We start from the raw sequence: 12,549 nt of genomic DNA, 5'->3' as shown, positions 1-12,549 counted from the left end.
ACCTTGATGGAAACCGTTTTATGCCGGATTGTTATTGTCTGGAAATGACCAGAGCAACGCGGCCGATAAATTGAATGTCGCTGGTTGCACAATCAAAAGTGACATCATTATCACTGACCCGAATCTTGCTGATCGGGATTTTGGCAATCTTCTTGATGCTGTGCATGCCTTCAATATCCACCAGCCATAGGCCATCTTGGATATTATCTTCCTGAGTATCCAGCAGATACCATGCAGAACCATCATCAACAACCAGTGGGTTTTTGTGTTCCTTGGAAATTAATTCGCTATCCAAAATTACAGGGGGAGCTTCGTTTAGCCTGCCTCCTGACAGCTTTACACGAGAGATCGACGGAGCAATGATATCTTCCAGTCGCTCTGTTTTCTTTTCACTTTCTCCATCTGGAAATATTTCTCCCTGACCCGTGCTCAGCCACAGCAGTGAGGCTCCAGTTTCAAGATTGCACTGGATGATCCAATCCGCTGGAAAACTATCACGAAGGTAGCGGTTTGCCATCGTGCTTTTGGAAACTCCCAAATGGTCACTTAGGGCTTGGCGTGACTTAAATCCATATGCGCGGACAAGACGTTCAATAGCAGGTCTTCCCCCACTATCGGCCCCCATTTTGATCTCAATATTGGTATTTTTCATTGACAGTACAGATAAGAGCTATTAGTATCCCATAAAAGTTCTTGAATTGAGATCTTTGATGGGCCCAGATTGGTTAAGATGAAAACCAATAAGAGATATTGCATCATGAACGCCCAGATTTCAATCTTTATGCCCCATATAAAAATATTTCAGAAATGGCATTGAGAATGGTCAGAAATGGTTCTGTAGGAAAATGTTGAGGGAAAACATGGCGAATACTGAGAAAGAAAAATTTGCCCAAATAAACCTCGGCCAGCGGCTGGAAGGATTGAATCATTTGTCGAGAATTCGGGCGACGTATTGGGGCGACGATGAAAAGGAGTTAAATCGTTTTTTTGCTGATATGCGTGATAAAAGGGACAGCTACTACGAAGAGAACAAGCGGGCGTTATCCGCCATTCTCTATTTAGCGAATATCCCGTGCTCCCGCCACGACAGTGAATTCAACCACTTTACCCAAGAGGAAAAAAAAGCGCTGATCAAGGCAATGAACCATATTAAGGTTGTTGTTAGTCAGTTTCCAAAGTACCTGACACTATCTCCCGATACGATCTAATTAACACGGTTTTCTAAACGCAGATTTTGAGACATAGCTGAGACATAGCTGACATATTGCTGACATATGGCATGAATACGCCAGGCACACGCATACCTTCAATAGGGTGAAATTGATGAATAGTGACTTTACTGCTAATGAACATAATGGTGATCACAAACAAACTACTATTCACAAACAAACTGCTATGTTCCAGCCGAACATGCCGCAGGGTGTTTCAATGGCAGAACGTTTATTATGGGAAGTCAACGCAGACGATCATCAATGGCGTCACCAGTATATCGGGCAGATGCCGGACTTTCTGGCAAAATATTTCAGCCGCCGTTATGTTGATATCTTTCACCGTTCAGGCCGCCGTGATGCGAATTCTTTCCTGCGAAAAACGGTCGGGCAAAATGTTTTGCCACGATTACAGTTAGTAAAGAAAAGATACCAATTCAACCATTATGTTTCTGGTATAGCGCCTTTTCCTTTTATTGAGCAACTGGAAAAGGTGGCGACATATGATCGTAAACAACTCTTGAAACTGGCTCATGAAGTTGCCGTTTTTATTTCCGGCAATTATGAGCACTATTCTTTAGCGTACTCCCAACAGCATCCATCAACCTCCTTTGAGGGGGATAATAAGCTATTTTCCCGTGTTGCTAAGTTATACGAATTGTTGGCAAAGCTGACTTTGCAATGTAATACGAACCCGCCTTATTGGTATCGTTTCAAGCGTGGGCGTAAAGCGCCATCTATAGATCAACTCTGTTCGGGAATGTTACGCATGATGTCAGCCCGCTGGTGGTATTTTCGCTTAAAGCGCCTGCGTGATGTTCAATCTGAGCATATGGCGATTGCAGTCGGGCAGGTACAGCAAGCTGCTTCTCCTTATGTTTCACGGCAAGCACTGCGGGAATGGCTGGAACAAAAACGGCGTAATCGTGAATTCTTCAAACATTTTGATTTGGAAAATGAAGAAGGAGAACGAATTTCATTGGCAGATTCGGTTGTTCATAGTAATGCTAATCCCGCGATTCGGCGTTGTGAGTTGATGGTCAGAATGCGCGGTTTCGAAAATATCGCTGATAAAATGCACTGTGTCGGGGAATTTTATACTATTACAGCTCCTGCGAAATATCATGCTGTTCAGCATCAAGGGGGCTTTGTCAAATATTGGGATGGCGCTACGCCGACTGATACCCAGCGTTATTTGTGCGGTGTTTGGGCCAAAGCTCGTGCTGCCATCGCTCGTGCAGGGATCAATATATTTGGTTTCCGAGTCGTGGAACCCCATCATGATGGTACTCCTCACTGGCATATGGTGTTGTTCATGCTACCCGAACATTTGCAGCAGGTCAGAGAGATTCTTGGGCATTATGCCCGTCAGGAAGAGCAGCATGAACTAAAGAGCGATGACGCTAAAAAAGCCCGCTTTGATTATCGGGCGATAGATCCCAATAAAGGCAGTGCAACTGGCTATATTGCCAAGTACATTTCCAAAAATATTGATGGCTATGCGCTGGAAGAGGAAACAGATCATGAAACCGGCGAAACCTTGCGCGATATGGCGAAATCAGTGACAGCCTGGGCGAGTCGTTGGCGTATTCGGCAATTCCAACAAATTGGCGGCGCACCGGTTTCAGTTTGGCGCGAATTACGTCGCCTCAGAGAAATGCATTTGTCTGATACCAAAATCAATGCGGTTTTACAGGCAGCCGATGAAGGTAATTGGGCTGCTTATACCCAAGCACAGGGTGGGCCGTGGGTTGCTCGTCGCGATTTGGTTATTCGCTTATCTTACAAACATATCCCGTTTGGCAGTCCTTATGGTGAAGATGTTCATTCCATACAAGGTGTGACATCACCATTTCTACCCCGTATGGAATTTATCTGCACACGTATTCACCAATGGAGCATAGTTCCTAAAACGAATACAGCTTCTACATCAGAACGGATTGTTTATAAAAGAAGCAAAAAATTTTCATCTTGGAGTTCTGTCAATAACTGTACGGATGAACAGTTTAAGTGTTATCGGGATCATAGAATTCACATAGTGGAAAAATCCACCAAATTGGCAAATTTTTCTGCTAAAACAGCAGACAATAGTTATTAACTATCAAATTTAATCACCAGAAAAGGTAAAAACTACTTTAAATTTAGTCTTATTACGTGTACTGTATATATATACAGTTTCTTATGTGGAGGCAGATAGATCAGTGGAATCTCTTATGGAATCATTGGTAGCGCAACGTATCAATTTCATTGCTAGAATGGCAACAAGTTGCGAATGCAATCATGCGGAAGATAAAGAACTGGCACTGGTTTGGATAGCGGAGCTATCTGCACCTTATGAAAAAAGGTTTAATAGTTACCAAAGTAAACTGGATGGTGACTTGTTAGATAATGAGGTGGCCAGTAATAAAATGTTAAGGAATTCAGATTCGATAGAAGAATAGATTTAGCAGGAGAAAAGGATGCGCGTAGAAATACTTTTCGATAGACGAGCTAATGTTTCTGAAGCAGTTATGTCTGCACTTGAAAATGAATTAAGAAAAAGAATATTACCACACTATCCTGATACGCATTTTAGAATTGCAGTCAGCAGTAGTACCTCCGTAAGAGTGACAGGGACAAAAAAAAATAGCGAACAAGAACACATAATGGAACTTATTCAAAACGTCTGGGAGGATGATAGCTGGCTGCCGGATTAAATATGGCGGTTCATAGATATCCTCCAATAGATTTTGATAAGATAAAAAAACAGCACAAAGGCAGGCGCTATTTCCTGCCTTTGTGCTTACTGAAATCAACAAAATTGCTATTCATTTGTATTATCCCCCTAACAATCTCATCTCATTGAGGCATTTTCCCGATTATTCGATCATAACTCTTCGATTTACTGACTATTTTCTGCAAAGAAAAAGGAGAGTGTATGCAAGTTATTGCACAACAAAATGAAACGATTGATGCCATTTGTTGGCGCCATTACGGTCGCACGTTAGGAATGACTGAACGTGTATTGCAGGCAAATCCCGGGTTGGCTGATTTTGGCGCGGTATTGCCTCATGGAACGAAAGTTGAAATGCCGGAATTTATGCCTGTTGCCAGTAAGCCCATGATCCAGCTTTGGGATTAAGGAAAATGTATGGATAAATATAGCCACGCCACCTATGCCTGTGCCAGTACCACTGCCATTTTTTCCGGTCTTTCTTTATATGAGTGGAGTTTTGTGCTGGGGGCATTTGCCAGCATTTCCCTCGGCATCTTAACTTATCGTCTCAATCGTCGGGAGCAGATGAAACGAACTCTGATCCTGAAGAACATCCTGAAAAATCTGGAATTAGAACCTGCGTCAAAATCAGCCAAGATTGTTAGTGAGCTGATAAATCAAGCACCAAAAGATGTGTAACCAGGAGGCTGAACAAATTTGTTGGGAATTAAGTTGGGAATAGGTACGTTGGGGATAGGTACGATGAAAAAAATGCCTTTAATTGTGAGCTTGATAATTGGCATTAATCTTGGTTGGTGGGGGCATCGTTCCTTGTTTCTGAATGAAATAACCAATTTGAAACAACAACATGCTGCACAGCTCGTTGCCATTAACCAAAAAGCGAGTTCAGAAACACTGGCTGCCATCCAACAAATGAAAACTGCACAAAATCGGGTTGCAGAATTGGATGAATATTATTCAGGGAAATTAGCTCATGTCACCGAAGAAAATTCGGTTCTACGTGCTGACATTGCTGCTGGTCATCGGCGGGTGCAAATCGCCGCCGCCAACCTTGCTACCTGTCAGCTCACCCAAAACCGAGATACCGGCACCCGCAGCGTGGGCGATGGAACCCAAGTCGAACTCACTGCAAAAGCTGGACGCACTATTTACGATATCCGAGCCGGGATCATCGGCGATCAAGCCAAATTAGACTACTTGCAACAGTATGTGCGTGATGTTGTCCGGCAGTGTAAGCCAGAATGATCGCATGTTGTCTTAATGCCTTTCAGTTCCATTCAAAAGATAGCGAAAAGCCTTTTTTCATTCTGAAGGAAGGCTTTTATTTTATTGATTTAAAAAGACTTTATCGCTGTATTTGTATGTTGTCTCTTACAATCCCGGTTTAATGTCTGGCCTGCTTTTTCATGGCATTCTTACGTCATGAACACACAACTGACTGAACTGATGCGCTTATTGCGCAACCTGATCCGAACAGGCGTCATTACCCAAGTGGACACCACAAAGGGAATGTGCCGGGTCGCGACAGGCAATCTTGAAACCAACTGGCTGCACTGGTTGACATCCAGAGCGGGAAACTCCCGCACATGGTGGGCGCCCAGTGTCGGTGAGCAGGTTTTATTACTGTCCATAGGCGGAGAACTGACCACCGCCTTTGTATTGCCTGCGATTTTTTCAGATGGGTTTCCGGCTCCATCAACATCACCTGAAGCGACACATATTGAGTTTCCGGACGGTGCCGTAATGGAGTATGAACCGCAATCCGGCGCATTGACTGTGACTGGCATCAAAACCGCGACAGTGACTGCATCGGATTCCGTCCATATTACCGCGCCGGAAATCACCTGTGTCGCCAGCACCCGAATTACGCTGGATACACCGGAAGTCATCTGTACGCAGCTAATGAGCACAGGCAACTTGATTGTGCGCAATGGCGGCAAAATGACGGGCAATATTGAACACACCGGAGGCACATTCAGTTCCAACGGCGTGGTCGTGGATTCTCATAAACACACCGGCATCAGGTCAGGCGGTGACACATCAGGAGGCCCCGTATGATGTATCTGGGAATGAACCGGCTGACGGGCCGGGAGTTGACAGATCTGGCTCATGTCCGGCAATCCGTCAGCGATATTTTATTAACCCCGGTGGGCAGCCGTATTGCACGTCGCACCTACGGCTCTTTACTACCGGAACTGATCGACTGGCCACAGAACTCGGCGCTCCGGCTTCAGGTTATGGCTGCCAGCTATACCGCAATCAGTCGTTGGGAGCCACGTGTGACGCTGACGTCCATCACGATGGAAACCCTACAGGACGGCAGAATGGTGGTGGATATTACGGGTACTTATCATCAATCCGCCAAAGAATTTTCACTTTCGATTCCGGTGAGGTAAGCAATGCCAACAATCGATTTAAGCCAGTTGCCACCACCGGATGTGGTTGAGCCACTGGATTATGAACAACTGCTGGAAGAGCGCAAAAAAGGGTTGATCTCGCTCTACCCAGAAGATCAGCAAGAGGCCATCGCTCGTACCTTGCAACTGGAGTCCGAACCTTTGGTCAAGTTGCTGGAAGAGAACGTTTATCGTGAACTGCTCTTACGCCAACGGGTTAATGAAGCAGCTCGGGCCGTGATGGTGGCCTATTCGACAGGCAGAGATTTGGATCAATTGGGTGCGAATAATAACGTACCCCGCATGATCTTGCGTCCTGCGGATAACTCCACCGTACCACCAACCCCTGCGGTGATGGAGTCTGACAACGACTACCGTGTGCGCATTCCACAGGCTTTTGAAGGCTTGAGCGTAGCCGGTCCGGTCGGTGCTTATGAATACCATGCCCGCAGTGCAGATGGTCGTGTCGCGGATGCCTCAGCAATCAGCCCATCGCCGGCTAACGTCACCGTGACAATTATGTCCCGTGAAGACAAGGGTGTTGCTTCGAAAGAGTTATTGGAGAAAGTCGAAAAGGCATTGAACGACGAAAACGTGCGTCCAGTGGCCGATCGCCTGAAAGTTCAGTCAGCGAATATTGTGGAATATGAAATTGATGCGGTGCTGTACATTTTCCCGACACCGGAATCAGAGCCTATCCGCAAGGCGGCTGAACAAAAACTAAAACGCTATGTTGAAGCGCAACATCGTCTGGGGCGTGACATTCGTTTGTCGGCGATTTATGCCGCACTGCATGTAGAAGGTATCCAGCGTGTAGAACTGAAAGCACCGTTAAAAGACGTGGTGCTGGATAAAACTCAGGCTTCTTACTGCACCAAGACTACATTGACGATGGGAGGCTCGGATGAATGATCGCCTTCTGCCGGTGGGCTCAACCCAGCTAGAACTTGCGGCGGCCAAAGCCTGTGCTCAGTTGCAAAAGGTCAAGGTTCCGCTACGTGAACTGTGGAACCCGGACACTTGCCCGGCTTCACTTCTGCCTTATCTGGCATGGGCATGGTCAGTCGATCGCTGGGACGAACGTTGGTCTGAGAGCACCAAAAGGGAAGTGATCAAAAGTTCATTGTTCCTGCATAAACATAAAGGAACGATTGGTGCGATTCGGCGGGTCGTTGAACCGCTGGGGTATCTCATCCGCGTAAAAGAATGGTGGCAGACCAACGATGCTCCGGGCACCTTCCGATTGGATATTGGCGTACTGGAAAACGGCATCACCCATGAAATGTTCGAGGAACTGGAAAACCTGATTTTTGATGCCAAGCCAGTGAGCCGACATCTGATTGGGTTGGACATCAACCTGGATACACGTGGTGAATATCACTATTCAGCGGCGACATACAGTGGTGACGAACTGACAGTTTACCCTTATTTCCCGGAACAAGTAACAGTATCCGGCTCAGAAGTTGTGGGCGCGGGCGTACATATTATAGATGACATGAGGATTAGATCATGAGTACCAAATTTTTTGCGCTGCTGACACAGTTAGGTGCAGATAAGTTGGCAAATGCTGCGGCATTGGGTACAAAAATTGAAATTACCCATATGGCCGTTGGTGATGGTGGTGGCAGCCTGCCGACGCCAGATACCAAACAAACCAAACTGATTAACGAAAAACGTCGTGCCGCGATTAACACGCTGAGCATTGATCCTAAAAACACCAACCAAATCATTGCGGAACAGGTCATCCCTGAAAACGAAGGTGGCTGGTGGATCCGTGAAATCGGCCTGTTTGACAAAGACGGCATCCTGATTGCCGTGGGTAACTGCGCGGAAACCTACAAGCCCCAGTTGCAGGAAGGTTCCGGCCGAACCCAGACTATTCGCATGATTCTGATTGTCAGCAGCGCGGATTCGGTGACATTGAAAGTTGATCCATCTGTGATTCTGGCGACGCGTGAGTATGTGGATGATTCCATAGAGAAACACGCGAATAGCCGTAACCACCCTGATGCAACGCTGAAAGAAAAGGGATTTGTGATCCTGAGCAGCGCGGTGGATAGCAATAGCGAAACACATGCGGCAACACCGAAAGCGGTGAAGGCGGCATATGATTTGGCTAAGGCGGCGGATAATAATGCCAATACTCGTCTGGAAAAAAACAAGAATGGTGCGGATATTCCAAACAAAGATGAGTTTATAAAAAACCTCGGTTTGGTAGAAACCCAAAAATTGGCGGCTGGGGCATGGTCAAAATCTATTATTGGTCGGGTGAACAGTAGAGGGACATTTGCAAGCTGTAATAAACCCGGGACGTATCTCATTGCTATTGATGATTCTACAACTGTACCAGATTTTCCCAAAGTAAACGGTGTGCCAATTTATAGTTATGGCATGATGATTGTTACAGTAGGCGATCCATGTATTTCACAATTATATATATCACATCGCGGACATGTTGCTGTTCGACAATCATGGAATTCAGGTGAAGAGTATCAAGAGTGGTTTGTGCAATATAGTTCTGCAAATAAGCCATCTGCTGCAGATATTGGGGCATTTTCGATAACTGGTGGGAAAGTTGATGGTGAGGTATATGCTGATAAATTTTGGACAAAAACTGCCTTAAATCTTGGTGAGGAAACTACGGGAGAACGTCACGGAATAAATATTAGCCCGGTTGATAATGCTAGTTTCGAGGGAAATAATGTAGAAATTAGATCTTGGTACGGCATTGGTTTGAAATCAAGTTTAGATGATCAAACACGAATTTTTTTCAATCCCCGTAATGGTCATATTGGAACACAAGGTTCTATCAATGCCGAAAAATTATTAGCAAAATCTAATGTTTGTATCGGCAATGAAGATCATGGTATTTGGGGTGGTACAAAAGATGCAGCTAGTTTCGAAGGTAACAATTTGGAAATTAGATCATGGTATGGTATAGGGTTAAAAGCCGCCACAGATAATGAAACGAGGATTGTATTTAATACGCGTAATGGAGATATAGGAACAAAAGGAAATTTACTTGTTGGTGCAAATAGTAATAGTTCATTAAAAATCTCTTCACATAATACGGCAAATTCACCAATATTTCTCTATACATTCGGGGACTTACATACTGGAGGCACACGACATGCCATATTAGAGGCAGCAGATGATAAAGGATGGTTTTGGTATAGCCAGAGGACTACTAATAATGAAATTCAATTTGCAGTAAATGGAAAAATGTTACCTAACGATTATGGTAACTTTGACAATCGTTATTTACAGCACCATCAACAAAATATTCCCGTGGGAGTTCCTTTACCGTGGTCTCATGCAAACCCACCCGAGGGTTATTTTGAGTGTAATGGTCAGTCTTTTGATAAAAACCAATATCCTAAGTTAGCAATGGCATATCCTTCTGGAATTGTTCCTGATTTGCGTGGTGAATTTATTCGAGCTTGGGACAATGGACGTGGGATTGACAATGGTCGTGGTTTACTCAGTTATCAATCACCCACACTAATAAGAACAGCAATACTTGATTATGCAGGGAATGATTCCCATGGAGTTCATGCAGAGGCTATTGGTATTCCTTTTGATAATGCCGATTTCACAACACAGTCACAACCAAATACAGCAAAAGCGCCGAATAATGTACCAATACCTGGTGGAAACAACGACTCAGGTATACCCGGAACAGTTTCTACCGCAGCATTAAAATCGTTTGGGTGGGCTTCTTGGTGGTTTAGCACTCGCCCCCGTAATATCGCATTTTTATATATAGTGAGAGCAGCATAATGAAATATACAACAGATATTAAAACGCCAAAATTTGATAAAAATGGTTTTGCAACTTCTAATGGCTGGGTAATGGTTTATCGGGCTAATACTGAAACAAGAGAATATATTTTTGCCGATATGGAGCGTACTGTCATTGGTGTCGGTTTATCTGCTGGCGCTTATTTAGATGCACCTGAATTACCAGACTCCGCTGATATTGCTGTTTGTCGCAGTAAGGATGAAAAGTCATGGATTAATGTGCCAGACTATCGTGGAAAAACTGTTTATCATATTAAAACCCGGCAGTCCCATAAAATACAATCAATTGGAGAGTTACCTTCTGAATTGACTCTATTAAAGCCTAAAACTTCATTTGATAAATGGGATGGCAAACAATGGATGACGGATTTTGATGAAAAACAAAAAAATGATCTACAACAAATAGAAAATCAAAAACAATCTTTGTTACATGAAGCTGAACAACGAATTATTCAATTGGAACGTAAAGTTCGACTTGATATGGCTTCAAAGGAAGAAATTTCACTATTGAGAGAATGGGAAGTTTATAGTATTAAATTGATTGATCTTGATATTTCAGATAGTAAAGAATTTAATTGGCCTAAAAAACCAGAATAATAATCAGGGGCTTAATGCCCCTTTAATAATTTTAGTTTGGTTTTTTTGGCCATTTAATATCTGGTGCAAAAGAACAATCAATTCTATTGATCATCACCCGATAACTTTTCCACTCTGTCAAGGCTGTCATTTCCTGTTCTGTTTCTATAGCCAAGTCTACAGCATCTTGAAGAGGGAGAATTATAAAATTAGCTTCGCTTAATAATTCCTGCTTCTTCTTTTTAGCTTGAATTATTAATTCATTTTTTTCATATTTACGTTGAACAATATCACCATTTATATATTGCCAATTTCCTGAAATGTCTACATCATCAGGTAAATACTCTAATTCAACAACACTACCGGCTTCTGGACATATAGTTGAAGCTTTTTTGCTTATTGAACATATCACATTATTGGTATCATATTTTATTTTATAAGTCTCTTCTTTAAATAGTAGAAGATCTTTATACCAATCATCACCATTTTCGCTTCGATAGAAGATAGCTTGGAATTCAAGTTCAATTTTTTTCTCTTCATCAGTATCTGGTGAATATCTGGAAAAATTTTTTAAATGTAACATTATAAAGCTCCAATATTATACCAAGTTCCATTGATAAGTTTTTGTAGTGGACGGCGTGAAGTAGTATCCGGCTCGTTATTCCCATCATTAACTATAGCAGTAATTACATACGGTGGAGTATCAGAAAAGCCATAACCTTTCCAAATTGCTGAATGTTCCACAGAGCCAAATCTAATATCCTGAACATAACGAGCATCAAAATTACTATAATCATTAGGAATAATTTTACCATTAACTTTAAATTCGATTTGATCAGAAGTTAATCTGGTGCTATACCATAACCATCCTTTATCATCTGCTGCTTCCAATATGGCATGTCGTGAACCTCCAGTGTGTAGATCCCCGAATGTATAAAGATATATTGGTGAGTGTGCTGTATTATGTGAATAAATTTTTAATAAACTATTATCTGTTTCTCCTAAAATTAATTTTCCTTTTGTTCCTATATCACCATTTACCTTTCCGCCGGTTATAGGGAATGCACCAACATCAGCAGCTGTGGGTTTAAATGTAGATGAATAAACCACATTCCACCCTAACCATTCACCACCATCACTCCACGATTGACGTACAGCTACCTGTCCAGTATGAGAAATGTAGCGTTGGGAAACAACACCATTACTATTCTGTACCTCTAGGATGCCATAACCGTAAAATCGAGTAGGAGCATCAGCAACAGTAGCGATATCTGCTATTCCGACTTTATAGAAACCGCTCAATAAACAATCTTGAAACTTGCCACCATTACCAAGAAAAGCTAGTTCATGGTTGGCTATAGCTCCTATGTCACTCGCGGATGGTTTATTAAACGGGCTATAGGCACGTTCTTCTTTACCACTGTTAGGGTCACGTTCCCATAATTCTTTTCCCATAATCCAATTGTCGGCATGGATGATTCCTGACACTTTTCCACCTGAGCTTGAAAATGCCCCAATATCTGCAGCAGATGGCTTATTTGCAGAACTATATTGCACAAACCACTCTTGATACTCTTCACCTGAATTCCATGATTGTCGAACAGCAACATGTCCGCGATGTGATATATATAATTGTGAAATACATGGATCGCCTACTGTAACAATCATCATGCCATAACTATAAATTGGCACACCGTTTACTTTGGGAAAATCTGGTACAGTTGTAGAATCATCAATAGCAATGAGATACGTCCCGGGTTTATTACAGCTTGCAAATGTCCCTCTACTGTTCACCCGACCAATAATAGATTTTGACCATGCCCCAGCCGCCAATTTTTGGGTTTCTACCAAAC

General features: G+C 43.2%; 15 protein-coding genes and 2 pseudogenes. 14 read left to right on the top strand and 3 right to left on the bottom strand.

Features of this window, described 5'->3' with window-relative positions; all coding sequences use genetic code 11:
• Positions 1-31: 31 nt before the first annotated feature.
• Positions 32-652, bottom strand: coding sequence for a phage repressor protein CI (locus AB204_RS16450; RefSeq protein ID WP_047964456.1), 621 nt, complete (start codon positions 650-652; stop codon positions 32-34).
• 208 nt (positions 653-860) lie between these two features.
• Here AB204_RS16450 and AB204_RS16445 point away from each other — a divergent pair, with 208 nt between their 5' ends.
• The 14 genes and pseudogenes from AB204_RS16445 to AB204_RS16385 all read left to right on the top strand — a co-directional run bounded on the left by AB204_RS16445 (position 861) and on the right by AB204_RS16385 (position 10,717).
• The gene (locus AB204_RS16445; RefSeq protein WP_047964493.1) at positions 861-1,208 is read left to right on the top strand and encodes a DUF5347 domain-containing protein; all 348 of its coding nucleotides are present in this window, start codon (positions 861-863) and stop codon (positions 1,206-1,208) included.
• Between the two features lie 115 nt (positions 1,209-1,323).
• Entirely contained in the window at positions 1,324-3,306 is a 1,983-nt protein-coding gene (locus tag AB204_RS16440) for a replication endonuclease (RefSeq protein WP_047964455.1), read from the top strand.
• A gap of 115 nt (positions 3,307-3,421) precedes the next feature.
• A complete protein-coding gene (locus AB204_RS16435; protein WP_047964454.1) occupies positions 3,422-3,649 on the top strand; it encodes a hypothetical protein in 228 nt (75 codons plus the stop codon).
• A gap of 18 nt (positions 3,650-3,667) precedes the next feature.
• On the top strand, positions 3,668-3,904 hold the full coding sequence (locus tag AB204_RS16430; protein WP_047964453.1) for a DinI-like family protein: 237 nt from the start codon (positions 3,668-3,670) through the stop codon (positions 3,902-3,904).
• Between the two features lie 221 nt (positions 3,905-4,125).
• Positions 4,126-4,329 (top strand): tail protein X, encoded by a 204-nt coding sequence (locus tag AB204_RS16425; RefSeq protein ID WP_047964452.1) that lies wholly within the window; start codon positions 4,126-4,128, stop codon positions 4,327-4,329.
• Positions 4,330-4,338: 9 nt separating this feature from the next.
• Complete coding sequence (locus tag AB204_RS16420) at positions 4,339-4,602, top strand: hypothetical protein (protein WP_047964451.1); 264 nt, start codon at positions 4,339-4,341, stop codon at positions 4,600-4,602.
• A gap of 63 nt (positions 4,603-4,665) precedes the next feature.
• Positions 4,666-5,169, top strand: coding sequence for a lysis system i-spanin subunit Rz (locus tag AB204_RS16415; RefSeq protein ID WP_152671556.1), 504 nt, complete (start codon positions 4,666-4,668; stop codon positions 5,167-5,169).
• A gap of 177 nt (positions 5,170-5,346) precedes the next feature.
• Positions 5,347-5,982: a phage baseplate assembly protein V gene (locus AB204_RS16410; protein WP_047964450.1), complete on the top strand. Its 636-nt coding sequence runs from the start codon at positions 5,347-5,349 to the stop codon at positions 5,980-5,982.
• Positions 5,979-6,320, top strand: coding sequence for a GPW/gp25 family protein (locus AB204_RS16405; protein ID WP_047964449.1), 342 nt, complete (start codon positions 5,979-5,981; stop codon positions 6,318-6,320). The genes AB204_RS16410 and AB204_RS16405 overlap by 4 nt, the downstream gene beginning before the upstream one ends.
• Positions 6,321-6,323: 3 nt before the next feature.
• Entirely contained in the window at positions 6,324-7,232 is a 909-nt protein-coding gene (locus tag AB204_RS16400) for a baseplate assembly protein (RefSeq protein WP_047964448.1), read from the top strand.
• Complete coding sequence (locus tag AB204_RS16395) at positions 7,225-7,833, top strand: phage tail protein I (RefSeq protein WP_047964447.1); 609 nt, start codon at positions 7,225-7,227, stop codon at positions 7,831-7,833. The genes AB204_RS16400 and AB204_RS16395 overlap by 8 nt, the downstream gene beginning before the upstream one ends.
• A pseudogene (locus AB204_RS22505) lies at positions 7,830-8,465 on the top strand (phage tail protein); the annotation flags it as partial. The gene AB204_RS16395 and the pseudogene AB204_RS22505, both read left to right, overlap by 4 nt.
• Before the next feature lie 246 nt (positions 8,466-8,711).
• On the top strand, positions 8,712-10,100 hold the full coding sequence (locus AB204_RS23575; protein WP_324292617.1) for a tail fiber protein: 1,389 nt from the start codon (positions 8,712-8,714) through the stop codon (positions 10,098-10,100).
• Entirely contained in the window at positions 10,100-10,717 is a 618-nt protein-coding gene (locus tag AB204_RS16385) for a tail fiber assembly protein (protein WP_047964446.1), read from the top strand. Before AB204_RS23575 ends, AB204_RS16385 begins: the two co-directional genes overlap by 1 nt.
• Positions 10,718-10,748: 31 nt before the next feature.
• Here AB204_RS16385 and AB204_RS16380 read toward each other — a convergent pair whose 3' ends face one another.
• Positions 10,749-11,279, bottom strand: coding sequence for a tail fiber assembly protein (locus AB204_RS16380; protein WP_047964445.1), 531 nt, complete (start codon positions 11,277-11,279; stop codon positions 10,749-10,751).
• Positions 11,279-12,549 (bottom strand): annotated as a pseudogene (locus AB204_RS22850) (hypothetical protein); the annotation flags it as partial. The pseudogene AB204_RS22850 and the gene AB204_RS16380, both read right to left, overlap by 1 nt.

Source organism: Xenorhabdus khoisanae (genome assembly GCF_001037465.1).
GTDB lineage: Bacteria > Pseudomonadota > Gammaproteobacteria > Enterobacterales > Enterobacteriaceae > Xenorhabdus > Xenorhabdus khoisanae.
The sequence above is the reverse complement of the archived record's forward strand: the minus strand, read 5'-3'. Positions and strand labels throughout refer to the sequence as shown.

Excerpts from the sequence above, each read along its gene's own strand:
- AB204_RS16450 (WP_047964456.1), bottom strand. The coding sequence starts at position 652 with ATGAAAAATACCAATATTGAGATCAAAATGGGGGCCGATAGTGGGGGA.
- AB204_RS16445 (WP_047964493.1), top strand. The coding sequence starts at position 861 with ATGGCGAATACTGAGAAAGAAAAATTTGCCCAAATAAACCTCGGCCAG.
- AB204_RS16440 (WP_047964455.1), top strand. The coding sequence starts at position 1,324 with ATGAATAGTGACTTTACTGCTAATGAACATAATGGTGATCACAAACAA.
- AB204_RS16435 (WP_047964454.1), top strand. The coding sequence starts at position 3,422 with ATGGAATCATTGGTAGCGCAACGTATCAATTTCATTGCTAGAATGGCA.
- AB204_RS16430 (WP_047964453.1), top strand. The coding sequence starts at position 3,668 with ATGCGCGTAGAAATACTTTTCGATAGACGAGCTAATGTTTCTGAAGCA.
- AB204_RS16425 (WP_047964452.1), top strand. The coding sequence starts at position 4,126 with ATGCAAGTTATTGCACAACAAAATGAAACGATTGATGCCATTTGTTGG.
- AB204_RS16420 (WP_047964451.1), top strand. The coding sequence starts at position 4,339 with ATGGATAAATATAGCCACGCCACCTATGCCTGTGCCAGTACCACTGCC.
- AB204_RS16415 (WP_152671556.1), top strand. The coding sequence starts at position 4,666 with ATGAAAAAAATGCCTTTAATTGTGAGCTTGATAATTGGCATTAATCTT.
- AB204_RS16410 (WP_047964450.1), top strand. The coding sequence starts at position 5,347 with ATGAACACACAACTGACTGAACTGATGCGCTTATTGCGCAACCTGATC.
- AB204_RS16405 (WP_047964449.1), top strand. The coding sequence starts at position 5,979 with ATGATGTATCTGGGAATGAACCGGCTGACGGGCCGGGAGTTGACAGAT.
- AB204_RS16400 (WP_047964448.1), top strand. The coding sequence starts at position 6,324 with ATGCCAACAATCGATTTAAGCCAGTTGCCACCACCGGATGTGGTTGAG.
- AB204_RS16395 (WP_047964447.1), top strand. The coding sequence starts at position 7,225 with ATGAATGATCGCCTTCTGCCGGTGGGCTCAACCCAGCTAGAACTTGCG.
- AB204_RS23575 (WP_324292617.1), top strand. The coding sequence starts at position 8,712 with ATGATGATTGTTACAGTAGGCGATCCATGTATTTCACAATTATATATA.
- AB204_RS16385 (WP_047964446.1), top strand. The coding sequence starts at position 10,100 with ATGAAATATACAACAGATATTAAAACGCCAAAATTTGATAAAAATGGT.
- AB204_RS16380 (WP_047964445.1), bottom strand. The coding sequence starts at position 11,279 with ATGTTACATTTAAAAAATTTTTCCAGATATTCACCAGATACTGATGAA.